Genomic DNA, 23,862 nt, shown 5'->3' with positions numbered 1-23,862 from the left:
CACTCGGTGCGCACCACATACTCGGTGCGCACCCTGCCTAGATGAGCCGGTTGACGTGCAAGGTAGAATCGGCCAGGTGACTGAGCAAAATAATGAGCAATTAGTTGGTACCAACCGCGCTGATACGCTGCCTAAGTCTTGGGAGCCGCAGGCCGTAGAAAAGGACCTCTATGAGGGCTGGGTAGAAAAGGGCTACTTCACCCCGGATGCACATTCGGAGGCCGAGCCTTATTCCATCGTGCTGCCGCCGCCGAATGTGACCGGTCAGCTGCATATGGGCCACGCTTTGGACCACACGCTGATTGATTCCATTATCCGCCGCAAGCGCATGCAGGGCTACGCCACGCTGTGGCTGCCCGGTGCCGACCACGCCGGCATTGCCACCCAGACCAAGGTCGAGGCCAAGCTCAAGGAGACCGAGGGCAAAAAGCGCTGGGACTACGAGCGCGAAGAGTTCATTGACAAGGTCTGGGAATGGAAAGAACAGTACGGTGGCACCATCCAGAACCAGATGCGTGCCATTGGTGACTCCGTAGATTGGTCTCGCGAGCGTTTCACCTTGGACGATGGCCTCTCGCGCGCTGTGCAGACCATTTTTAAGAACCTTTATGATGAGGGCATGATTTACCAGGCTAACCGTCTGGTCAATTGGTCGCCGGTGCTGGAGACCGCCGTCTCTGATATCGAGGTTGTCTACAAGGACGTCGAGGGCGAGCTGGTTTCCATTCGCTATGGCTCGCTTAATGATGATGAACCGCACCTCATCGTGGCCACCACCCGTGTAGAGACCATGCTGGGTGACGTTGCCATTGCCGTTCACCCAGACGATGAACGCTATGCCGATCTTGTGGGCAAGGAGCTGCCACACCCATTCCGCGATGACCTCAAGCTCAAGATCATCGCTGATGATTACGTCGATATGGAGTTTGGTACCGGCGCGGTGAAAATCACCCCGGCGCACGATCCGAATGACTACGCGATGGGCACCCGCCACAACTTGGACATGCCTACCGTCATGGATACCACCGGCCATATTGCCAATACTGGCACCCGCTTCGACGGCCTGACCCGCGAAGAAGCCCGTGTGGAAATCCGCGAGGCACTGCGTGAGCAGGGCCGTATTGTCAAGGAAATCCGTCCTTATGTCCACTCCGTGGGACACTCCGAGCGCTCTGGGGAACCCATCGAGCCGCGCCTGTCCCTGCAGTGGTTCGTAGACGTATCAAAGATGGCCAAGGACTCTGGTGCTGCTGTGCGCGAGGGAGATACCACCTTACATCCGCAGTCGCTGGAGCCGCGCTACTTTGAGTGGGTCGATGATATGCACGATTGGTGCATCTCTCGGCAGCTGTGGTGGGGTCACCGCATCCCTATTTGGTACGGGCCGGAAGGCGAAGATGGCCAGCGAGACATTGTCTGCGTCGGCCCCGATGAAGAGCCCCCAGCAGGCTACGAGCAGGATCCTGATGTGCTGGATACGTGGTTCTCCTCCGCGCTGTGGCCATTTTCCACCCTCGGCTGGCCGGAAAAGACCCCGGATCTGGAGAAGTTCTATCCCACCAACGTGCTGGTCACCGCCTATGACATTTTGTTCTTCTGGGTGGCCCGCATGATGATGTTTGGTACCTTCGCTGGCTCCCATACCCCAGAGCTTTTGGGGGAGGGCACCGATGGTCGCCCGCAGGTTCCATTTAAGGATCTTTACCTGCACGGCTTGGTTCGCGATGAGCAGGGCCGCAAGATGTCTAAGTCTTTGGGCAACGGCATTGACCCGATGGATTGGGTGCGTGACTACGGCGCAGACGCCCTGCGCTTTACCCTTGCTCGCGGTGCCAACCCGGGTGTGGACCTGCCTTTGGGCTCTGATGCTGCAGCGGCCGCCCGTAACTTCGCCACCAAGCTTTTCAACGCCACCAAGTTTGCCCTCATGAATGGTGCCGGCGTAGCTACGTTGCCCAACCGCGACGAGCTTAGCGACGCCGACCGGTGGATCCTCGACCGCGCCGAAGAGGTCCGCGCCAAGGTGGATGCATACCTGGATGATTACCAGTTCGCTAAGGCAAACGAGCTGCTCTACCACTTCACTTGGGACGAGCTGTGTGACTGGTACCTGGAGATTGCAAAGACCCAGATCCCGCGGGATGGTGTCAGTGAACAGGGCCGCAATACCCAGATTGTCCTGGGACGCGTCCTAGACGTTGTCCTGCGCCTGCTGCACCCAACCATGCCTTTCGTGACCGAGGTGCTTTGGAAGGCTTTGACCGGCGGCGAGTCTATCGTCGTGGCACCGTGGCCCACCGTTGCCGATACCAATGGTGGCGCTACCAAGGATGAGGTGGCCGCCCGTCGCATTGCAGACGCGGATAAGCTCATTACCGAGCTGCGCCGCTTCCGCTCTGACCAGGGTGTCAAGCCTTCTCAGAAGGTCCCGGGCCGCCTCGACTTTGCCGCTGCTGACTTGTCGAACCAGGAAGAGCTGGTGCGCAACCTGGCTAATACCACCGCTCCGGCCGAAGACTTCGATCCTTCCGCCTCCATTGAGGTACGCCTTTCCCAGGCCACCGTGGAGGTCACCCTAGATACCCACGGCGCTGTAGACGTGGAGGCTGAGCGCAAGCGCCTAGAGAAGGACTTGGCCAAAGCCAATAAGGAATTGGAGCAAACCGGCAAGAAGCTTGGCAATGAGAACTTCCTGTCCAAGGCGCCGGAAGAAGTGGTTAATAAAATTAAGCAGCGCCAGCAGATCGCTCGCGAAGAGGTTGAACGCATTACCAGCCGTTTGGAAGGCCTGAAGTAGTGGCGGAAAAGGACAAGGGCACAGAGGATTTTGAGATCGTCGATGCCCTCAAAGAAGGAACCGACGGCGGTCCGGTGGAAATCACCGAGTCCGGCCTGACGCTCAATCTGGGCATGGGCGGCGAGGATGAGTACAACGAGGCCGCCCCACAGGAGGTTTCCGCCGCGGAGCTACGCGCCCTCGCGGAGGTTGAAGAAGAACTCAATGAGCGGTGGCCCGAAACCAAGATTGAGCCTTCCCTCGATCGCATCGAGCTGCTTATGGATCTGCTCGGTCACCCGGAGCGTTCTTTTGATGTCATCCACATCGCTGGCACCAATGGTAAGTCCTCTACCGCACGCATGGTTGATTCGCTCCTGCGTGCCTTCCACCGCCGAGTGGGCTTGGTAACTAGCCCACACCTGCAGCGCGTTACTGAGCGCATCGGCATCGATGGCCAGCCCATTCACCCGCGCGATTATGTGCGTATTTGGCACGAGATCAAGCCGTTTGTGGAAATGGTCGATGCCCAATCGGACGTGCCTATGTCTAAGTTCGAGGTCCTTGTCGGCCTGTCCTATGCTGCGTTTGCCGACGCCCCCGTAGATGTCGCTGTCGTCGAAGTCGGACTCGGCGGACGTTGGGACGCCACCAATGTGGTCACTGCAGACGTCTCCGTCATCACCCCAGTGGGCATGGACCATACGGATTATTTGGGCGATACGATCACCGAAATCGCAGGTGAAAAAGCTGGCATTATTAAGCCGCGCGAGGATGCCGATGATCCGTTGACCCCGAATGAAAATATTGTGGTTATCGCGGAGCAGGACCCAGAAGCCATGCGCGTCATCTTGCAGCAGGCCGTCGATGTCGAGGCGGGCGTGGCCCGCTCCGGTTCCGAATTTGCGGCCCTCGAATCCCGCATTGCCGTTGGCGGCCAGCAGGTGAATATCCAAGGCCTCGGCGGCCTGTATGAGGACATTTTCCTTCCCCTCCATGGCGAGCACCAAGCCAAGAACGCTGCCGTGGCCCTTGCAGCAGTAGAGGCCTTCTTTGGTGCTTCGGCCGGCCACCCATTGGACGTTGCTACCGTGCGTAATGGCTTCGCCCAGGCCATTTCGCCCGGCCGCCTCGAGCGCGTACGTACCTCGCCCACGACGTTTATTGATGCCGCGCATAACCCCCACGGTGCCAAGGCTTTAGGCGCAGCGTTGGACCGCGATTTCGACTTCGCCCGTCTCATCGGTGTGTTGTCCATCTTTGCGGATAAGGACGCAACCGGCATTCTCACCGCGTTGGAGCCGTATCTGACTGAGGTTGTCATCACCCAAAATTCCTCGCCGCGCGCCCTCGATGCCTACGACTTGGCAGAGACCGCCCGCGATATATACGGCGAAGAGCGCGTCCACGTTGCCGAGGATCTTCCCGGCGCTTATGCCCAGGCCGTTGAACTTGCCGAAGACGCCGAGGTCCAGTCCGGCTCCGGCATCATCATCACCGGCTCGGTCGTCACCGCTGGTGATGCCCGCGCGATGTTTGGAAAGGAACCTGCATGAGCCGCGACAATCACCACCCAGGCGGAGAGCGCCAACCCCGCCCGCCCCGCAGCAGCCGTGCCCGCGGCCGCGAGGAACATATCCCTGAAAGCGAGATCGGACCCCTAGGCATGGGCCAAGCCCCAGTCAAGGACCCACTTAAAAGCTTCAACGGGATGGTCATTGCCAGCTCCCTGACCATGGAGGCGCTCGCCCTATCCTTCGCACTGCCGATGCTGTACAAGCTGTATGACGGCACCCTGTGGACGCCTTTTAACTATTGCTTTGTCCTTGCCGCCATTGTCTTTCACCTAGTGATGATCGCGTTCATGAATAAGAAGTGGGCGCTAACCGTCATCGTGTGGGTGCAGCTGCTGTGCGTCATCTTGGGCTTTATGGTCCACTGGGCCGTAGCCGCCATCTTCATCATCTTCGGCTTGGAGTGGCTCCTGGCCGTTTACCTGCGCAGTAACCTCATCGCCCGCATGAAGCGTGGCTACCTCACCACGCAGCACCTCAACGAGAAATAGCACGGTAGCCTTGACGGCCTTCGGCGAGTGGCCAAGACGCGATAGACTGGCGGCCATGCGCACTCTCTATCTCGTCCTTGCCGCACTCGCTTGTGTTGCCGCGGTGGTAGCCCGTGCCGCTACGGGAACGCCGTGGCTGCCGCTAGTCGCCCTCATTATTGGCGGCGTTTTTCTGGTTTTGGCCCTGCGGAGCAACTTCGAACCGGCCAAAGAAGCCACCTTCGAGGATTTGGATAAGGAACAGCGAGCGGAGCTGCAACGCCTGTTGGCTAATGGACAGTTTGGCGCCGCAGTAGGCCAGGTACGCCTGTGGTTCAGGGGGACTTCGCAGGGGCGCGCCGAAGAGATAGTTAAACAACTCGCATAGCCCTGGACCCCACACTTTTACCCCAAAGGAATACCCCAGCGCGCGACGCATGCGTGCGGTTTCGGTACAGTGTGGGGCATGACTGAACGTACACTGATTCTCATCAAGCCGGACGGCGTAAAGAACGGCCACGTAGGCGAAATCATCTCCCGCATCGAGCGCAAGGGCCTGAAGCTGGCCGAGCTCGATTTGCGCGTTGCTGACCGCGAGACCGCGGAGAAGCACTACGAGGAGCACAAGGATAAGCCATTCTTCGGTGACCTCGTCGAGTTCATCACCTCCGCACCGCTTATCGCTGGTGTTGTCGAGGGCGAGCGTGCCATCGAGGCATGGCGTCAGCTGGCCGGTGGCACCGACCCAGTTTCCAAGGCCACCCCGGGCACCATCCGCGGCGACTTCGCTCTGACCGTTGGCGAGAACATCGTGCACGGCTCTGACTCCCCAGAGTCCGCAGAGCGCGAAATCGCTATCTGGTTCCCGAACCTTTAAAGCCTTTATAGCGTTTCGTACGCACTTAAGCCCGAGCCACCGGCTCGGGCTTTATTCATAGCGTCACCTGGTCCCTCGTTATATGGGCAGCGAGCAGGAGCACAACACGCCTACACTGGTGCGGCTAAGAACTATTTTCAACAAGACGTAGGGAGGCGCATATGCGCGGCTACGCGGTCGTAGACATTGAGACCACCGGATTTTCCTATAAGCACGGGCACCGCATCGTTGAAATTGGCGTCGTGGAGCTATCGCCGGAAGGAGCAGTGCAGGATTCCTGGGAAACGCTCATTAACCCGCAACGCCATATCGCGGCCACGGAAATTCATGGCATTTCCGCCTCTGATGTTCTAGGCGCGCCCACCTTTGCGCAAGTAGCGGACAAGCTGGCTAATTCTCTCGAAGACCGCATATTCGTTGCTCACAATGCGGGATTCGATCGGACCTTTATTCAGTCCGAGCTGCTGGCTTGTCGCGCCTGTTCTGAAGAGGCGTTGCCGGCGATCGATACGGCCGTATTGGCACGCAGGTATCTTGGTCTTCCCAAGGTGAAGCTGGGGGATTGCTGCGCCCATCTGGGAATTCATAATGAGTTGGCACACTCCGCATTGGCGGATGCGATGGCCACGGCGCAACTATTCCAGCATTTCCTGGCCAATACCCCGGCAGCCCAAGAGAACTATATGAGTGAGCGCTTGGCTGAGCAACAGCTGTATCGCAGCCTGGCACCCCACCCGGGTTGGGTGGAGCCGGCACTTCTCAGCCGCGCAGCTGCGGAATCCGCCAAGCAAGCGGCACAGTACGGCGGCTGGTTCGCCGGGCTCGTCGCACAACGTGAGACGCCATCGAATACGGCTGCGGAAGACTATTTCAAGCTTCTCGATGCCGCCTTGCTCGACCGCCGCCTCTCTGCCACCGAGCAAACCCAATTGCTGGTCTTTGCTCAAGCACATGGGCTCGATGAACATGGTCTGCGCGAGCTGCATGAAGCCTATATCACGCTGCTGATTGAAGAAGCCTGGGCTGATGGTGTTGTCACGGCTGAGGAACGCGACATCCTGGCTTCTGTCGGCCGCGCCTTGGGGATCCCGGCTTCTGATATCGAGGCTGCCGTAGACCCCGACACCGCTCCACAGGCAGAAGGTCGGCATGGTACCCCTAGTGAAGAGGCGCCGCAAGGTTCTGAAAAGGCCGGCAGTATTGGCGGACTCGCCAGCATGGGCGGCATTGTGGTGAGCGCTGGCGAGCGAGTAACCATTACCGGAGCTAAGGCCTACTCGACTGCGGAATGGGAAGAGTATTTTGCCGCGCACGGCGTGGAGATTGGCGGCCTAGCCAAAAAGACCAAGGTGCTCATCGCCGGTGACCCGGACTCGCAATCGGGCAAAGCCAAGAAAGCGAAGCAGTATGGCATTCCCATCGTTGCGGAAGACGTCGCCCGTGAGGTCATTCACTTCGCAGACTAGGACTGGAGCTCTCCTAATCGAAGGAGAGTAATTGGCGCAGCGTGCTGAAGGCTTCCTTTTGCACTCGATGGGTAACGGTACGGCCCGATTGCTGCTTGATTAAAAGGCCGGATTCCCTCAACTTGCCGAGGTGATGAGATACCGTCGGTTGGCTAAGCCCGGAGAGCTCGGTCAACTGCGTAACACTCATCGGGCCGCAGCCCTCATCACACAATATGGACAGCAGGCGAAGCCGGGCTGGGTCAGCAAGTACTTTAAATTGCTGGGAAAAGCGCAAGGAATCGCTCTGGCTGAGCGGGCCACTGCTCAGGGAGCAGCACTGCCCGTCGGGGGTGTTATCAGCATTGCTAGGGGAGGAGTCCATGCACACAGTATAAGGAGGCTGCTTCCTACTCCGTTATATTGACGAGTATCAATATGGGTGATTAAAGTACTGCCTTGAAATGTGAATTCCTCGTCGCGCAAGGAGAGCTATGGCCATTCCGCAACGCCCAAAATTGTCATTTCTCGATAGATTCCTGCCCGTCTGGATCATCATGGCCATGGCCGTGGGGCTATTGATCGGACACTTCCTGCCAGGTATTGGAGAAGCACTATCTGCCCTAGAGGTAGGCGGTATTTCTCTTCCGATTGCACTGGGTCTGCTAGTCATGATGTATCCGCCCCTGGCTAAGGTCCGCTACGAAAAGACCCGAGACATTGCTGCCGACGGCCGATTGATGGTGGTATCGATTGTGTTGAACTGGCTGGTGGGGCCTGCATTGATGTTCACCCTGGCGTGGATATTTCTTGCCGACCAGCCCGAGCTGCGAACCGGCCTGATTATTGTTGGGTTAGCCCGCTGTATCGCAATGGTCCTAGTGTGGTCCGATCTCTCCTGCGCCGACCGCGAGGCCACCGCTGTTCTCGTGGCTATTAATTCCGTTTTCCAAGTAGCTATGTTTGGCGTTATGGGCTGGTTTTACCTGCAGGTTCTTCCTGGTTGGCTAGGCCTGGATACCACCTCTGCTGATTTTTCTTTCTGGTCCATCGTCACGGCGGTTCTCGTATTTTTGGGAGTGCCACTGCTGCTTGGTGTCCTCTCACGGGTCTGGGGTGAGAAAGCCAAAGGCCGCGAATGGTTTGAAAACCGCTTCCTTCCGGCAGTATCTCCCTTGGCGATGATCGGCTTGCTATATACCATTGTGTTGCTATTCTCCCTCCAGGGAGAACAGTTGGTAGCGCAGCCCACGGCGGTGATCAAGGTTGCGATTCCGTTGGTCATTTACTTCGTTGGAATGTTTTTCCTAGCTTTGGGTGTGGCAAAGGTCGTGGGAATGAACTACGCGCAATCCGCTTCCGTTGCGTTTACCGCAGCTGGTAATAATTTCGAACTAGCCATCGCGGTTTCCATTGGCACTTTTGGAGCGGCGTCTGCACAGGCGCTCGCCGGCACCATCGGACCTCTCATTGAGATTCCCGTGCTCGTGGGACTCGTGTACGTCATGCTCTGGATAGGGCCGAAGCTATTTCCAGGAGACGAAAGCTTGCCGCGTTAACGCTTGCCCAATTGGTAGAGGCAACGAACCCCGGTCGGTGTGACGGTGTTTTTCCAGTCCTTGGGCGCAGAGCGCAGGGCGATGCGGTCAAGTTTCACTAGGCCCGCCTGTGCCAATTCATCAAGGTTCTCGCATACTAGGTCGAGATCGACCTGCATGAATGTGGACAGGGCCTTAGCGGAGACCGTATTTCCCTGCACCGCGCCGGCGGCTATGAGGGCGGTGAGGGTGTCCACGTGGGCGTCGGCAAGCTCTAGGCGAGCCTCGGTTACTCCTTCGAGCGGATCTTTTTCCAGGATCTTATTGATGCGCCGCCGGCCAATCCGAAAGGATTGAGAAAACACTGCCCACAGCCCCAAAGGCAAGCCGCACGCCCACCACGCCCCTGACAGGACACCGGCAATGGGCGGGGCAAGTTCTACCTCCGGCACTAGCCCGGCTGCACTTAGTGGAGCCATGGCCAGCGGCGCGGCGATGGGGATAAGCGGGGCGATATAGGCAATGGTGGGATAGTCGCCCTCGCGATACTCCTCCCGCGCGGCGTTGATGCCGCGTGGGTAGTTGCGGATGAGGTGCACTAACCCCAGCACCGCACAGATGGCAAAAATACCGGCTCCTACCAGCATATAATCCACGCCGGTGTTGGCGAATCCAATGGCAAAGCCGGCCGGTACGCCGAAGTAAAGCGCCGAGCGTACAGGGATTTCATTGCGCTGCCGATACTGCGCCAGCTCGCGGGCGGGGATTCGTGCTAGTTCTGCCACCCTGTCAACATAACACCGCCTGCCAGCCTGGCTGCGTTTCTGTGACACAATGGTAATTAGCGCGTACGAGACGCGTAATAACTTAATACCCACAAACTTTTATAGCGCGCAGAATGCCTCGCGCGGCGGCGGTACAGTCCATGGCTGTGCCTGCGCCCGAGGTAGCGCCTGAAACAGACGATGTACAGGAGTAAGCCCGAACATGGTGGCACAGAACTCTCAAGAAACAACTGAAAACCTCAAGGCGGCGGCGTCTTTGGCCCAGAACTTGGATCGTGGCCAGCTCAAAGACAAGGTCCGCGTTTATGCCCTTGCCAAGCAGCTGGGGCTTGCTTCGCGCGATCTGGTGGCGCAGCTGAAAGAGATGGGGCTAAAAAAGAGCGCGCAAAGCTCCCTTACCCGTGAGGAAGCAGGCCAGGTGCTCGATGCTGTGGCTCAAGCCGCGGCGCTTGGCGATGCCCCCTCTGGCGATACCAGCGAAGCCTCCACCGCCGCACCGGACACGGAGTCCGCAGACAATGCTGCTGTACCGCAGGAAGATAATTCAGGCAAGCAACCCGAGAAGAAGCCGGCGAAGAAGCGCGCCAAGCGCGCACGCAAGGCCACTCGCAAATCCGCAGCCCCAGTGTCCGAAGACTCGGCCGAGACCGACGCAGCGGGGGTGCAGCCCGCGGAAGACGAAGAACGCTTGCGCCACCGCGTGCGCAAGAACGTGGATAATGAGATCTCCCAAATCGAAGACAAGGTAGAAGAGTCACTCGCCAAGGCCGCAGCCGATACCGACTCAGCTGCCGAAGACGCCGCAGCGGCGGAATCCGCGGATGAGGTGGAAGAAGCGCCGGCGAGTGCACTCGATAACGGCACAGTTGATGCGGCGAAGCTGCACGAAGCGCTTGCGGAGGCCGGCGAGGATTTCGAGGATGACTACTACGCCCCGCACATTGTCCCGCGCGCTGAATCTGAGGAAGAATCCGGGCACTATGACTTTGCGCCGATCTTCATGGCCCCACAGCAAGATGATGCAGCGGCCTTCGCACTAGTTGCAGACGCTGCGGAGGAAGATTTCTCCGGCGATGACTCCGAAAGCGACGATGCTGCCGAGGAAGTGAGTGAGCAGCCGGACTCCGGCCGTAGTTCTGGTAAATCCGAGGCTCGCCGTCGAGGTCGCCGCGGCGCCTCCCGCGGACGCGGCGCTAGCTCGAACCGTGAGGATCAGGCTACCGAGCCCGAATACATTGACGAGCCGAAGGCCATCCGTGGCTCCACGCGCATCGAGGCCCAAAAGCGCCGCCGCGCGGAACTGCGCGCAAAGGGCCGCACCCGCCAGCACATTGTTTCCCAGGCAGAGTTTCTTGCCCGCCGCGAAGCCGTGGAGCGCACCATGGTGGTGCGCGATAAGGAGCGCGAGGATGGTGCCGGAATCATCACGCAGGTGGGCGTGCTAGAAGATGACCTGCTGGTCGAGCACTTCGTTACCACCGAGTCCCAGGCTTCGCTGATTGGCAATATTTACCTAGGACGCGTCCAAAACGTCCTGCCGTCGATGGAGGCGGCCTTCGTAGATATCGGACAGGGCCGAAATGGCGTGCTCTACGCCGGTGAAATCGATTGGCGCAAGACCAAGCTGCATGGGCGCGCCCGCAAGGTAGAAAATGCTCTGAAGTCCGGCGATCAGGTATTGGTTCAGGTGGCCAAGGACCCAATTGGTCACAAGGGCGCGCGCCTGACCACCCAGATTTCCCTTGCCGGCCGCTACCTGGTCTATGTGCCAGGCGGCCGCAGCGCGGGCATTTCCCGCAAGTTGCCCGCCCCAGAGCGCAAGCGCTTGAAGGATATCCTGGGCCGCGTGGTGCCGGGCGATGGGGGAGCGATTATCCGCACCGCTGCCGAAAATGTCTCGGAAGAGGCGATCGCTACCGACGTCAACCGCCTGCACAGCCGGTGGGAGGACATCATCGCCCACGCCAAGAAGGAAAAGTCTTCCAAGGGCGCTAAGCCGGTGACCATGTACGAAGAGCCGAACATGCTCATCAAAGTGGTGCGCGATCTCTTCAACGAGGACTTCACCGAGCTCGTCGTCGATGGCAAGCGTTCGTTCAATACCGTCCGCGCCTACGTCGATTCCATGGCGCCTGACCTTGCGGATCGCGTGGTGCGCTTCCGCGCTAAGGACCACGGCGGGCAGGATGCCTTCGAGGCCCACCGCATTGACGAGCAGCTGCATAAGGCCCTCTCGCGCAAGGTATGGCTGCCATCCGGCGGCACGCTGGTGATTGACCGCACCGAAGCCATGACCGTCATCGACGTAAATACCGGCAAGTTCACCGGTTCTGGCGGCAACCTAGAAGAAACGGTAACCCGCAATAACCTCGAAGCGGCCGAAGAAATCGTGCGCCAGATGCGCCTGCGCGATTTGGGCGGCATGATCGTGGTGGACTTTATCGATATGGTCCTGCCAGAAAACCAGGACTTGGTCCTGCGCCGCTTGAAGGAGGCCTTAGGCCGCGACCGCACCCGCCACCAGGTTTCTGAGGTTACCTCTCTGGGCTTGGTGCAAATGACCCGTAAGCGCCTTGGCACCGGGCTGGTGGAGACCTTCTCTACCGAGTGCGAGTGCTGCCATGGCCGCGGGATCATCATTCACCAGTACCCAGTGGACGAGGCTGAGGACGATTCGCGCGCGAAGCACTCTGGGCGCAAGTCCAAGTCGCACAAAAAGCAGACTCATGATCCGCAGCAGCACCCGGCTGCGGTGGCGATGCATAAGCACGAGCTTGATGACGCCCCTGAAAGCGATTCCAAGCCCAAGCGCTTTAAGAAAACGCAGGCGCCGGTCTACGGCACCGAGAGCGAAGACGCCGCACGGGAATCCGCAAAGACGTCGCTGGAGGATCTCGTAGCTAACGTCGTTGTGGATGAGCGCGGTGCGGACGAGCCGCACGCTGATCAGAACACGCACAGCGGAGACCGAGACAGCGCTAAGGAGCGCGGACGCGGCCGTGGGCGCCGACGGGCTCGCAAGCACACCCAGACTGAAGTATCCGATATCGAGGCCATCGCATACGCTGCGGCGGATAATGCTGCGGAAAGCGACGAGGTACAGGAATTTAATTCCTACGTCCCCGATGCGGATACGGACGCGGACTCGGGTGCCATCGCTAAGGCCCACCCAGATGCTGGGGCGGGCCCCAAACGTGGCAAGAAGCCGCGCCGGGCGACGCGCCGCGCTAAGGCCACACGCGCTGGCGCAGGCAGCGAGCAGAAAGCCCCGGAGTCTGCAGCAGGCAAGACCTATGAGGAAGCCGTAGCTGAGTTTGAAGCTTCCCCGCGCCGCAAGCGCCGCACACGCGGCAATTCGCGTTCTGATAGGCGTCCACAGCCGCAGGAATTCGCAGTTGCCGGTGAACAGGAGTCTGCCGTACCCAAGGCCGATCACGCGGTACCCGCATCCGATGGCGGTAACGCAAGCGAGGCCGCAGCACAACAGGGGCAGAAGGACTCGCGCGGGGAGCGAAAGGGCCGCCGGCGTGGTCGCCGTCGCACGGTGCGCACTCAACAAGCCCAAAGCCGTGTTTCCTCGCGCCTGCCACACGAGGTAAAGGAGAAGACGCAGGAGCACGAGCAGGCGGGCGGCTCGGCCGAGCAGCGTCATGAAAAGGCCGTTGGCACCACACGTGCGGGGCGCACCGGTGGCAAGGGCCGCGGGCGTCGCCGTGCCGTGCGTCAGGCTTCCCCTAAGAAAGCCGTAGCAGAGAACCCGAAGGCAACGAAGGCCGAGTCGGGCCGTTCTACGCGACAGGAAGGCTCGCCGGAGCGCACCGGTTCTGGGAACCGGGCGGGCTCGAGCGATTCCAAGGTCTTGCGCCGTGGCAAGAAGAGGGCGGTGCGCAAGAAGAGGACGTCGGCAAGAGCGAGGGCCCCAAAAGCACAGGGTAACGACGAGCAGAAGCAGCCTGCGGCGAGCGGAGTCCACCCAGAAAAAGCCTCAGCTAAATCTGGGCGCGGGCGGCGCCGCGTAGCACGGCGAAGCAAGTCTTAGGGCTACGCCACGCGGGCACGAAAAGCGTGGTTTGTATTTTGTGCCCGCTACGGGGTAGTCTTTGACAGTCGCTGTTTAGTACTCACAGCGCTGGATCAGTCCGACACTCACTCAGTGAGTTGTACGGGCATGTTCGCGCGGGAACTAAACGCAATATGTAAGTGTCCATTCGGAACGCGGCCTCCCCGGTTGCTTCCGAGCGAGTTTAGATAAGGGGTAACCCTCTATGTACGCGATCGTCAAGACCGGCGGCAAGCAGTACAAGGTTGCTGAAGGTGACCTCGTCAAGGTCGAGAAGATCGAGGGTGAGCCAGGCTCTGCCGTAGCTCTCACCCCGGTTCTGCTCGTCGATGGCGCCGATGTTAAGTCCAAGGCTTCCGACTTGGAGAAGGTTTCTGTTTCCGCAGAAATCGTTGAGCAGGGTAAGGGCCCGAAGGTCGATATCCTGAAGTACAAGAACAAGACTGGTTACAAGAAGCGTCAGGGCCACCGTCAGCCTGTGACCACCTTGAAGATCACCGGTATCAAGTAAGCCTTAACCGGCTGTAATTATCCCTGAAGGAGGGAAAACCACATGGCACACAAGAAGGGTGCTTCCAGCTCCAGCAACGGTCGCGATTCCGAGTCTAAGCGTCTCGGCGTCAAGCGCTTCGGTGGTCAGCAGGTTAATGCCGGCGAGATCATCGTGCGTCAGCGCGGTACCAAGTTCCACCCAGGTGAGAACGTAGGCCGCGGCGGCGACGATACCCTGTTTGCGCTTGCAGCTGGCTCCGTTGAGTTCGGTATCAAGCGTGGCCGTCGTATGGTCAACATCGTCCCGGCTGAAGAGGTTGCTGCAGAAGCGACTGCCTAACTTCAGGCCGATTAGGCTAATCCTCGAGTCCGTCCCACACCAGTGTGAAGGGCTTGGGGATTTTCTGTTGTAAAAGGGCTCTCGGATTCTGCTTCTCGGGGAACACCTGTTGTCGGTGGGGTTATTGTATGGAGTCGAATTGGGTCCAGTTTCTCCTATTATGTCGCCGTTTGCAGCGTTGATCAGGTTGGTGGTTCATTCTGAGTGGCTGCTGGTGTGGATGGTTTAGCAAAGTCTGTGGCTTATCGGCCTGCTGGTGAGTTGGACTTGCCGCGCAATCATCGCAGGCGTACTAGCTGTGTGACAGTCAGGCGATAGCCTGATTGCGGCTTGAAGGTGTGACACCGATTCATTTTGCGAGTCCGCTTTCTATAAGCTCTAGTCCGGTTTATGGGACTGGTAATGAGCTTGGGTTGTGGAAGCGCAATCCGCATGCTCGCGAAGATGCGCAACTACTCGCCGGTGTGGTTATATGCAGCTGCGTGAATGTGTAGGTCTCAAAGATGTAGCTTTAGATTGTGGAATTCATCCGCGTGATGTTGCTGATATGGACCAGGCGTTATTAAAATTTCCACTGGGCATGTGCTTTTGTCCCGGCTGGCCCGGATTTGGCGCTGTATAACAAGCTTATGTAGGTAATCCCGTATGTCGTTGGCCGCCAAGCAGTCCTTGGCCCGGCTATTCCACAAGAGCGTATTGATAGGCGTATTTCTTCGCGTTACCTGTCGGTAGAAGGCGTGAGCTCATCTTTGATCTTGACCGGCAGGGTAAAAGCGTGTGTGAGACAGCTCGGCGTTTTCAGTACTCTGCTAGCACTATCAGCAAGAAGCTTTAGCGTAACCGGGACGAGTTTGGGGTGTATCTTCCCACATATGCGCACCGTAAATCGGCGTCGAGTACGTTTACGCCGGAAGCGCAGGATTGATGCCAATCCACGTTTGCGTGAGACGGTCTGGGCGATGGTGAAAGATAGGTACTCGCCGCAGCAGATGTGCGGGTGGTTGCGTAGTTGCTATCCCGGTGATGAGGCTACGTACGTGTGTCCTGAAAGGATCTATCAACCTTTGTTTTCCCAGGCTAAATACGAGTCGAAAAAGAAGTCGCTGCTGCACTACGTCGAGATCACGCGCAACGTCGACCTCGTGGCACGCGAAGCGCGCCCGCAAGCGGTATGTCGATCCTACGGTCATGATTTCCGACTGGGCGGTACCAGGTCTTTGTGTAGCTGATCTCATCCTAGGTGTTGATAACCAGTCTGCAAATGGGCGCTCAAGTAGAGCGAACCATACGCTATGTAGTGCCTCCGAAGTAAACAAAGGGTTTACTAAAACAATTGCTATCTTGAGTTCAGAAGATTATTGCACCACCTTGTTGTAGGACAGCGTTGTTGTAGCTGGGGTAGCTCGTTCCCTTTGACGTCTGAGTCAGATGGTAGCGGTCTGAAGGAGGTTAGCAAGAGAGACTTGCGGTATATGTGGCCGCTAGATCTCGTAACATACTCTTATATTTCTGTGTAGGCTGTTGGCATATAAGTAGGATCTTAACGGGGAGCGATGCTCATGACGTGCAGTGCATGGTAGGTATGGAGCAGCTGCCGTGTAGGTGGCGCCAATGCAGACTTGGTGAAGGATGTGGTCTACACCTGACGGGTTGTAGGCCAGCAGATGGAATCAAATAAAAATATCCCTACGTATAGTGTGTCGCAAGGGAAACCCTTGTTGTCTTAAGGGATCTCCACTGATTTCTGTAGAGAGCGGTCGCTCAGTTGGGGATTTGCGGCACGTCAGAAAGGATAAAAAGCTGATTTGCCAACGTGTAAAAGGCCCGCAGGAACATAATCGGAAGAGAAGCTATTAAGAAGAGCCAACTGTTCAGTGGAATAAAGCGTACAGATTAACCCCCTATAAGGGGGGTATTAGGGGTGCCTGGGCGCTAGGTAAAAATAAAGACTTTTAAATTAGAACGCGGATAGTTAACCTACGCGTTTATCTCTTTTAACCTATCCTTCAATTTAATTGAAAGGCGGGCTACATAATCGCTGTTGAATTCCCAAAAGATGAGTATAGGCTTAACTGAGGCTGGGTTAGCATTATGATTTCCTAGTTGAAAGGGGGTGCAATTAGTTTGTGGAGCAGAATTTCTGTTGCGGAATTGTCACCTTATGGCAGAATACCTTTAGTGGGACGTGAGAGCGGTCCTGCAATCGAACCCTATCTGGGCTGAAAGTTCTCCAGAGGATACCGAGGAGTATGAGTATGAACTTTGACCTGTCGACCATCCAGGATTACCTATCCACCATCCAGCTTCACTTGGACAACTTCGTCAACACCCAAGAAGGTTGGTACAAGATTCTGTCCGGCGTGACCGAGATCTTCTCTGGCAAGAATCTTGAAAATGCTGTTGATGTGATCAACCCGCTGTCCGAGTCCGAATAAAATAATTCAAGTATCCTAATTCCTGAAGGAGTCAAAATGTCCGAGCTATCCAGCGTTGTGTCCGAGCTATCCAGCGTTTCCAATACAGTCGTAGAGGTTGTTAAGGCTATTGTTGAGCCGTTTGTAAATATTGCTGACGGCGCTTCCCAGCTCATTGGTATGTTCGTTTAAGAACCTGCCAAAGTAGACCGCAGGTGTCAAAAGGATACTTGGTCTACTGCGTATTTACCCCATTTGCCTGACTAGCAATGTTGCTTAGGGCAAGTGGGGTAAATTTTTCGGTACTGAAGTGGCCCGAGTTTTGTTCCTGGCTTTTGCCTTGGGGTTTTATTATTTCCTGTGGTGGGTTCTGGTTTGGATAATTCGGTTTCCGTCTCGGCTGGGTCTGGGTGTCTTAAATTTTTCGTGGAGCTTGGTTTTGTTCCATCACGACACCATTTGGGTTTTGGAGGTTCCGCATCGGCAGCATTATCACATACTGTGAGTATGGATGAGTTCATGGTTGTAGGAACCATTAAAATTTTTCGGCTAGAGCATTGTCGTAAGAGTTCCCGACAGTTCCGGTGGAAGGAGTGATTCCTTGCCGGGGAAGCTGTTTGTTGTAGACAACGTAGTCTTACAGCAAGCCGGGGTAGGAATGGTGCACCGAACCTGTTTTTCTTTGGCGGATAAGATCACTGGGTTGAAAGCATGCAGCGGCAATGCTTCGGTGCGCATGGATTTTGATTACGACGATCCGGCAATGTGTTGAGTAAACGTATAAGTGACAATCGCGGTGTACACAAAGCCTTTCTTTGTGCGCGCGGTTGTTATGTCGGTCATCCACAGTTTGTAGGGGCATTGGAGTTTAAACTCATGGTTGGCTAGGTTTGGCGCAAATTTGGCGCGTTGGGCTTGCGCGTTGTTATAGGTGAGCGTCCTTTGCCTTGCCAGAATTGTCGGCCAAGCGCATCAGCCGGGAGGTTTGTTCACGCTCGAGTATGCCCCGCTGGTCTAAAGCTCGGCGGAAACACCGATTTCCTTAGCCACATAAGATACCGGGCGCTCTTACTCGAATACTAGGTTCGTGGCTTTGCGCCGATATTCCGGCGTGTACTTCTTGCGCTGTTAGCTCACAATGATCATTTTCTCCTACGGGCACAAAATCCGTACGAATAGGGTCCACTAAACGAGTGGTAATCTCATAGGGATATCAATGTGGCTGGGCTGTAGTTACTGTCCGCTGTCTTTGTACGGCTCGTTGCGGTAATTGTCGGTTTCGGCGGCAGTTTTAGTCTCTGGTCATTGCGGTTTGTAACGTGCGTCGAACTAGGTTATTGGCAGCCGTGGTTGCTGTTTTAGGTGTCAATGTGTTTCGCAATTTTTGGGTTGGCAAGAAGTTTCTTATCAATTGCATGAGTCGTGGTCTTATAAGCTTAGATCTGGTCGTGTCGCAGTAGTCATTCTGGTCTAACTCTTCATGCAGGTTGGGAATCTGCCTACAAACCATCAGACACTCTCTATTGTCCACATGTCTCTTTGCTCAAAAGAATTTGCGGCCTTTTGCAAAATATCTTGTTGTTCGTGCAACTCTATGATTTTCTACCTGGCGGATTCGCTCGAAATTGGCCCTCACCCATAGGCAATATCGCGCAAAGCTCTAGTGCCGGAACGTTTGCTGGTGCCGTGTTAGTGGGCCTGAAAATAAAGGCGGGAACGTTTTCAACAAACCTCGCTGAAGCTGAAGGAAGCAGGCGACTTCAATGCACTCTGAGCGGACCATAGCACCACGTTTGAGTTGTTCGGAGTATTTAGGCATGGTGGTACAGTTCATTTCTTCTCCACCAAGCGGGGTACTAGGTGTCTACCTAGCAAAATCCAAGTCCTCCTAATAAGAATATTCAATATTCACATTATGTTAAACGGTTGGAGTCCAGCCCAAGATACGCATTACACTGAGTAGGACAACTATTCAATGCACGGAGGATTTGACCATGGCACGTTTTATTGACCGCGTTGTCCTGCACCTGCAAGCAGGTGACGGTGGACACGGCTGTGTGTCTGTCCACCGCGAGAAGTTTAAGCCATTGGGTGGCCCGGATGGCGGCAATGGTGGCCACGGCGGTGACATCATCCTCGAGGTCTCTGAACAAATCCATACGCTTATGGATTTCCATTACCGCCCGCATATTAAGGCGCAACGCGGCGGCAATGGAGCCGGCGATATGCGCAATGGTGCTCGCGGCGAGGACCTGATTTTGGAGGTCCCGGCGGGCACGGTGGTCCGCACTGAAAAGGGCGAAACCTTGGCGGACCTTACCGTTCCGGGAACGCGGTTTGTGGCCGCAGAAGGCGGCTTCGGCGGACTAGGCAATGCGGCATTGGCCTCAAAGAACCGCAAGGCACCGGGTTTTGCTCTCCAGGGTGAGCCGGGCCAAGCCCATGATCTTATCCTCGAGCTGAAGTCCATGGCGGATGTAGGGCTGGTGGGCTTTCCATCGGCTGGTAAGTCCTCGCTTATCTCGGTTTTGTCGGCCGCGAAGCCCAAGATCGGTGATTACCCCTTTACTACGCTGCAGCCGAACCTGGGCGTGGTGGATATGGGAGATAGCTCCTTTACTATCGCGGACGTGCCGGGGCTTATCCCAGGCGCGGCCGATGGCAAAGGCCTAGGCCTGGATTTCTTGCGCCACATTGAACGCACGGCGGTGCTTGCCCATGTGGTCGATACTGCCACCATTGAGCCCGGCCGTGATCCCGTTTCCGATATTGAGGCGATGGAAAGTGAGCTGGCAAAATACCAAGGGGCTTTGCAGGAAGATACTGGTTTAGGGGATCTGCGTGAGCGCCCCCGCGTCATCATCTTGAATAAAGCAGATGTGCCTGAGGCCGAAGAGCTGGCGGAATTTGTCAAGGATGATCTGGAAGAGAAGTTTGGCTGGCCTGTCTTTATTATTTCGGCCGTCGCTCGCAAGGGCCTGGATCCGCTGAAGTTCCGGCTCATGGATATGGTGACCGAGCATCGCAAGGCCCAGCCATTGCCAAAGAAGGATAAGAACCACACCGTTATCCATCCCAAGGCCCAGGGCCATAAGAAGCATACCGGTGTATTTGCTGATTTCACCGTGAAGGCCGATCCTGAGGTCGAGGGTGGCTTCATTGTTGAGGGCAAGAAGATTGATCGCTGGATTACCCAAACTGATTTTGAAAATGATGAGGCAGTGGGCTTCTTGGCGGACCGCTTGGCCAAGGCCGGCGTGGAGGAAGAGCTGCGCGAGCAGGGCGCTGTGGAAGGCTGTCCGGTGACGATCGGCGGCATTACCTTCGAGTGGGAGCCGATGACTGGCGGTGATCCGACGATGGCCAGCCGCGGCGAGGACGCCCGTTTGAAGGGCACTAGCCGCGTTTCCGCCGCCGAGCGCAAGCGTGCCTCTCAGGCACGCCGTGGTCTTATCGATGAATACGATTACGGCACCGACGAAGAGGTCACTCGCGAGGGTGCTAATCGGGATAGGTGGCAAGGCTAGCTCGGTAGGCCCCCTCTTCTTGGGGTGTATAAGAGGGGGCGCTTTGTAGACTCGGTTGGCATGTCTTCTGATCAACAGAAAGAGCCCATCCTTCCACTTCCGGTAGAGCCTTTTGACGGGCCTACCGCCGATACTCCCTTTCCAGAACCGCTCGATGAGAACCCGGTAGCGTCCGGTTTTGAATCTGAACTTCGCCACGAGATCGCGCACGCCAAGCGCGTCGTGGTCAAGATTGGTTCCTCTTCTCTCACGGATGAGAATTTCCGTGTTTCACAGGAAAAGATTGATCACATCGTCGATGCCGTTCATGCGCGCATGGGCCGCTCCGATGTCATTATCGTTTCTTCTGGTGCGGTCGCCGCCGGCATGGGGCCGCTCGGGCTGCACCAGCGTCCCACCGATCTGGCTACCAAGCAGGCCTCCGCTTCTGTAGGCCAGGTGCACTTGGCCTATGTGTGGGGCCAGTCCTTTGCTCGCTATCAGCGCACCATCGGCCAGGTTTTGTTGACTGCGTCAGATACTGGTCACCGCGATCGCGCCCGCAACGCGCAGCGCACCATTGATCGCCTGCGCCAGCTGCGTACCATTCCTATCGTCAACGAGAATGATGCCGTGGCTACCTCGGAGATGCACTTTGGCGATAACGATCGCCTCTCCGCGCTGGTGGCCAACCTGGTGGGTGCTGATGCGCTCTTCCTCTTCTCCGATGTAGATGGCCTGTATGACAAGAACCCGGCCGAGCCGGACGCTAAGTTCATCGATGAAGTGCGCACCGGCAAGGACTTGAAGGGCGTTGTAGCTGGCGATGGCGGCAAGGTGGGCACCGGTGGTATGGCCACCAAGGTCTCTGCAGCCCGCCTGGCAACCCGCGGCGGCATTCCGGTGCTGTTGACCTCCACGGATAATATTGGCCCCGCACTTGCCGACGCCTCTGTGGGCACCGTCTTCCACACCCGCGAGGAACGCCAGCTTTCCGCCTGGAAGTTCTGGGCACTTTACTGCGCAGATACCGGCGGAGCCGTCCGCCTCGATGAAGGCGCTAAACAAGCCGTGACCGAGGGCGGTAATTCACTGCTGGCCGTGGGCATTACCGATGTGCAAGGCGAGTTCACCAAGGGCGAAATCATCGATATCCTCGGTCCGAATGGCGAGGTCATCGGACGTGGCGAAGTCCGTTTCGACTCCGAGGAACTGCACGGTATTAAGGGAAAGAAGATGGAAGAACTTCCTGAGGAGCAGCGCCGCTCAGTTGTTCACGCCGATTACCTCTCCAACTTCGCCTCCCGTATTTAAACCCAAGTCCCTGATTCCCCGTATGGTTGGGGCATGAAATATTTCATGGGTCCGGACGCCTGGCAGCCGATGGTAGAAGATATCGAGGCTGCCGGGCACGAACGCGTAAATAGCCTTGAAGATGCCGAGGTCTACATCAACAATGCGCCCAACCCGCGCCGCATCCCCGAGATGCCGGAGAACATCGGTTGGGTGCAGCATTGTTTTACCGGCGTAAATCAGCTCATTGATGCCGGGGTCATCACCCCAGACGGCGTGCCATGGTGCAACTCCGCCGGCGCTTTTGCCCAGCCGGTAGCCGAATCTGCACTTGGCCTGGCCCTGTCACAGGCGCACCACCACAAAGCTTTCGCCCAGGCCGCTTCGTGGTCGGTAGCACAGGAGCTGGACGAGTCCCAGGCGTGGCTTTATAACCAGCGAGGGCCGAAGAGGGTAGCCATCTTCGGCGCTGGGGGCATCGGCAAGCAGCTTATTAAGCTGCTGAAACCGTTTGGCGTGCACATTACCGCGGTCAATCGCTCCGGCCGCTCGGTGGAAGGCGCCGATGAGGTCGTGCCCATGGATAAGGCCGATCACGTGTGGGGCGAGGCCGATTTCATTTTCTGTATCCTGCCTGCGACCTCGGACACCGAGGGGCTCATTGATGCCGCCACTTTCCGCGCGATGAAATCCTCCGCCATCTTTATCAACGTCGGCCGTGGCAGCACCGTAGTAACCGACGATCTAGTGGCGGCCCTGCGCGATGGTGAGATCGCCGGCGCCGGGCTGGAAGTTATGGATCCCGAGCCACTGCCTGATGGCCATCCGCTATACGACCTGCCCAATTGCACCATGACGCCGCACATGGCTGCTTCCGCGCACGTGGCGCAGTACCACCTGGGCGCTATCTTCAACGCCAATGCCGCGGCGTGGGAGAGGGGAGAGGCGATGCCTACCCGCGTCGATGTGGAGGCCGGCTACTAATGAAGTACGCGATGCTACCCACCCCGTGGGAGGAAACCCTGCAGGCACTCGATGCAGCGGGTCACGAGCGCGCCCCACTGGAAGATGCCGAGGTTCTCATCTTCAACGGCGGCCCAGATGATTTCCCACGGCCCCTGCCACCGAGCGTGGGCCTGGTGCAGGTCCCCTTCGCTGGGGTGGATCACCTGCTCGACGTCATGCGTGATACCACCGCCCGCTGGTCTAATGCCGCCGGCCTGTATGACGCCACCGTGGCGGAATCTACCATTGCGCTCCTGCTCGCCCACTTGCATGCGCATAAGCGCGTGGGGACTAGCTGGTCTAACCGCGATGAGGTTGAGGCTCATACCAGCTTCCTTTTTGAAGATAAGACGGTAGCGGTGGTGGGCGCCGGGGGCATCGGCAAGCGGCTTATTCGTATGCTGGAAGGCTTCGGACCACGCATAATCGCGGTCAATCGCTCCGGCAACCCAGTCGAGGGTGCCGATGAAACCTTCGCCACCGCCGATATTGAGCGCGTCTGGCCAGCCGCCGATTATTTCGTGGCGCTTGCGCCGCTAACGGACGAGACCCACCGGCTTTTTAATGCCGCTGCCTTCCGTGCCATGCCCGATCACGCCGTGATTATTAACGTTGGCCGCGGACCACTGGTGGACACCGATGCTCTAGTCGAAGCCTTGCGGGCAGGAGACATCGCCGGCGCTGGCTTGGATGTCACCGACCCTGAGCCGCTGCCCGATGGGCACCCACTGTGGGACATGCCTAACGTGGTCATCACCCCGCACCTGGCCAACCCTCCCTATTCGGTGCGCCGGCGCATCGGCTCGCATACAGTACAGGTCATGGAGCGCTACTCCGCAGGTGAAGCAATCCCCACGGAAGTCGATATTCAGGCGGGTTATTAATGGACAATGCCGCCTCACAAGACGGTTCTTATCAAGGGAGCTCTTTTAATCCCACCGAAGCCGAGGTCGCGGATATGAAGGAGCGCCGGAAGAAGGTACAGGCGGTCGATTATGCTGCCTGGGCGGCCACCATCCTTTCCGTTGTGCTCGGCTATTTCTTCTTCCACTGGTCCTATTTTTGGGTTATCCCGATTATCTGTTTTATATGCTCGGCCGGAGCCCGCCACGTTTATAACTTGAGCTATTACGAAGAGGAATACCTCATGTTCGAGCGGAAGGACGAGAAGCGCCGCCGCCGGGCATCCGACAAGCGGAGCCGCGAGCTCGGCCAATAAGGACACCACCGTGCGGGTGCTTGCCGCCCAACTGGCTGAAAAGCGCGCGGCCTTTCGTTAGGCTGGTA

Annotated in this window: 20 protein-coding genes; 18 read left to right on the top strand and 2 right to left on the bottom strand. The window is 57.5% G+C overall.

Annotated features, from left to right (window positions below; translation table 11 throughout):
• Positions 1-76 precede the first annotated feature (76 nt).
• The 6 genes from ACP8J1_RS09285 to ACP8J1_RS09260 all read left to right on the top strand — a co-directional run bounded on the left by ACP8J1_RS09285 (position 77) and on the right by ACP8J1_RS09260 (position 7,163).
• Positions 77-2,797 carry a valine--tRNA ligase gene (locus ACP8J1_RS09285; RefSeq protein WP_034655486.1) on the top strand — a complete coding sequence of 907 codons (2,721 nt, stop codon included), beginning with the start codon at positions 77-79 and terminating at the stop codon, positions 2,795-2,797.
• On the top strand, positions 2,797-4,332 hold the full coding sequence (gene folC / locus ACP8J1_RS09280) for a bifunctional tetrahydrofolate synthase/dihydrofolate synthase (protein ID WP_023020929.1): 1,536 nt from the start codon (positions 2,797-2,799) through the stop codon (positions 4,330-4,332). The genes ACP8J1_RS09285 and folC overlap by 1 nt, the downstream gene beginning before the upstream one ends.
• Positions 4,329-4,841, top strand: a complete 513-nt coding sequence (locus tag ACP8J1_RS09275) for a DUF4233 domain-containing protein (protein ID WP_023020930.1) — start codon at positions 4,329-4,331, stop codon at positions 4,839-4,841. The genes folC and ACP8J1_RS09275 overlap by 4 nt, the downstream gene beginning before the upstream one ends.
• 55 nt (positions 4,842-4,896) lie before the next feature.
• Positions 4,897-5,208, top strand: a complete 312-nt coding sequence (locus ACP8J1_RS09270) for a hypothetical protein (protein ID WP_023020931.1) — start codon at positions 4,897-4,899, stop codon at positions 5,206-5,208.
• Between the two features lie 78 nt (positions 5,209-5,286).
• Positions 5,287-5,697, top strand: a complete 411-nt coding sequence (ndk, locus tag ACP8J1_RS09265) for a nucleoside-diphosphate kinase (RefSeq protein WP_005324068.1) — start codon at positions 5,287-5,289, stop codon at positions 5,695-5,697.
• 161 nt (positions 5,698-5,858) lie between these two features.
• On the top strand, positions 5,859-7,163 hold the full coding sequence (locus tag ACP8J1_RS09260; protein WP_023020932.1) for an exonuclease domain-containing protein: 1,305 nt from the start codon (positions 5,859-5,861) through the stop codon (positions 7,161-7,163).
• A 13-nt stretch (positions 7,164-7,176) separates the two neighbouring features.
• Here the strand turns inward: ACP8J1_RS09260 and ACP8J1_RS09255 are convergent, their stop codons facing one another.
• The gene (locus ACP8J1_RS09255; protein ID WP_023020933.1) at positions 7,177-7,527 is read right to left on the bottom strand and encodes an ArsR/SmtB family transcription factor; all 351 of its coding nucleotides are present in this window, start codon (positions 7,525-7,527) and stop codon (positions 7,177-7,179) included.
• 109 nt (positions 7,528-7,636) lie between these two features.
• Between ACP8J1_RS09255 and arsB the strand changes: the two genes are divergently transcribed.
• Positions 7,637-8,701 (top strand): ACR3 family arsenite efflux transporter, encoded by a 1,065-nt coding sequence (arsB, locus tag ACP8J1_RS09250; protein WP_023020934.1) that lies wholly within the window; start codon positions 7,637-7,639, stop codon positions 8,699-8,701.
• On the opposite strand, the gene ACP8J1_RS09245 is transcribed toward arsB, so the two are convergent.
• On the bottom strand, positions 8,698-9,465 hold the full coding sequence (locus tag ACP8J1_RS09245; protein WP_034655483.1) for a hypothetical protein: 768 nt from the start codon (positions 9,463-9,465) through the stop codon (positions 8,698-8,700). The two genes, arsB and ACP8J1_RS09245, sit on opposite strands and share 4 nt — an antisense overlap.
• 202 nt (positions 9,466-9,667) lie before the next feature.
• On the opposite strand from ACP8J1_RS09245, the gene ACP8J1_RS09240 reads away from it, so the two are divergent.
• From ACP8J1_RS09240 to ACP8J1_RS09190, 11 genes are all read left to right on the top strand, one after another.
• Positions 9,668-13,504: a translation initiation factor IF-2 N-terminal domain-containing protein gene (locus tag ACP8J1_RS09240; protein WP_023020936.1), complete on the top strand. Its 3,837-nt coding sequence runs from the start codon at positions 9,668-9,670 to the stop codon at positions 13,502-13,504.
• 226 nt (positions 13,505-13,730) lie between these two features.
• Complete coding sequence (gene rplU, locus ACP8J1_RS09235; RefSeq protein ID WP_005324077.1) at positions 13,731-14,036, top strand: 50S ribosomal protein L21; 306 nt, start codon at positions 13,731-13,733, stop codon at positions 14,034-14,036.
• 42 nt (positions 14,037-14,078) lie between these two features.
• Complete coding sequence (gene rpmA / locus ACP8J1_RS09230; protein WP_005324079.1) at positions 14,079-14,357, top strand: 50S ribosomal protein L27; 279 nt, start codon at positions 14,079-14,081, stop codon at positions 14,355-14,357.
• Between the two features lie 775 nt (positions 14,358-15,132).
• Complete coding sequence (locus tag ACP8J1_RS09225) at positions 15,133-15,192, top strand: hypothetical protein (RefSeq protein WP_232212622.1); 60 nt, start codon at positions 15,133-15,135, stop codon at positions 15,190-15,192.
• 1,420 nt (positions 15,193-16,612) lie between these two features.
• Positions 16,613-16,792 carry a hypothetical protein gene (locus ACP8J1_RS09220; protein WP_023020937.1) on the top strand — a complete coding sequence of 60 codons (180 nt, stop codon included), beginning with the start codon at positions 16,613-16,615 and terminating at the stop codon, positions 16,790-16,792.
• Between the two features lie 36 nt (positions 16,793-16,828).
• On the top strand, positions 16,829-16,963 hold the full coding sequence (locus ACP8J1_RS09215) for a hypothetical protein (protein WP_023020938.1): 135 nt from the start codon (positions 16,829-16,831) through the stop codon (positions 16,961-16,963).
• A 1,802-nt stretch (positions 16,964-18,765) separates the two neighbouring features.
• A complete protein-coding gene (obgE, locus tag ACP8J1_RS09210) occupies positions 18,766-20,298 on the top strand; it encodes a GTPase ObgE (RefSeq protein WP_023020939.1) in 1,533 nt (510 codons plus the stop codon).
• Between the two features lie 60 nt (positions 20,299-20,358).
• Positions 20,359-21,591, top strand: a complete 1,233-nt coding sequence (gene proB / locus ACP8J1_RS09205) for a glutamate 5-kinase (protein ID WP_034660157.1) — start codon at positions 20,359-20,361, stop codon at positions 21,589-21,591.
• Between the two features lie 33 nt (positions 21,592-21,624).
• Complete coding sequence (locus ACP8J1_RS09200) at positions 21,625-22,554, top strand: D-isomer specific 2-hydroxyacid dehydrogenase family protein (RefSeq protein WP_023020941.1); 930 nt, start codon at positions 21,625-21,627, stop codon at positions 22,552-22,554.
• On the top strand, positions 22,554-23,459 hold the full coding sequence (locus tag ACP8J1_RS09195) for a D-isomer specific 2-hydroxyacid dehydrogenase family protein (protein ID WP_023020942.1): 906 nt from the start codon (positions 22,554-22,556) through the stop codon (positions 23,457-23,459). Before ACP8J1_RS09200 ends, ACP8J1_RS09195 begins: the two co-directional genes overlap by 1 nt.
• Positions 23,459-23,794: a hypothetical protein gene (locus ACP8J1_RS09190; RefSeq protein WP_023020943.1), complete on the top strand. Its 336-nt coding sequence runs from the start codon at positions 23,459-23,461 to the stop codon at positions 23,792-23,794. Before ACP8J1_RS09195 ends, ACP8J1_RS09190 begins: the two co-directional genes overlap by 1 nt.
• Positions 23,795-23,862: the final 68 nt, after the last annotated feature.

Source organism: Corynebacterium sp. LaCa_205 (genome assembly GCF_057458085.1).
This window is presented reverse-complemented; position numbering and strand designations above follow the sequence as displayed.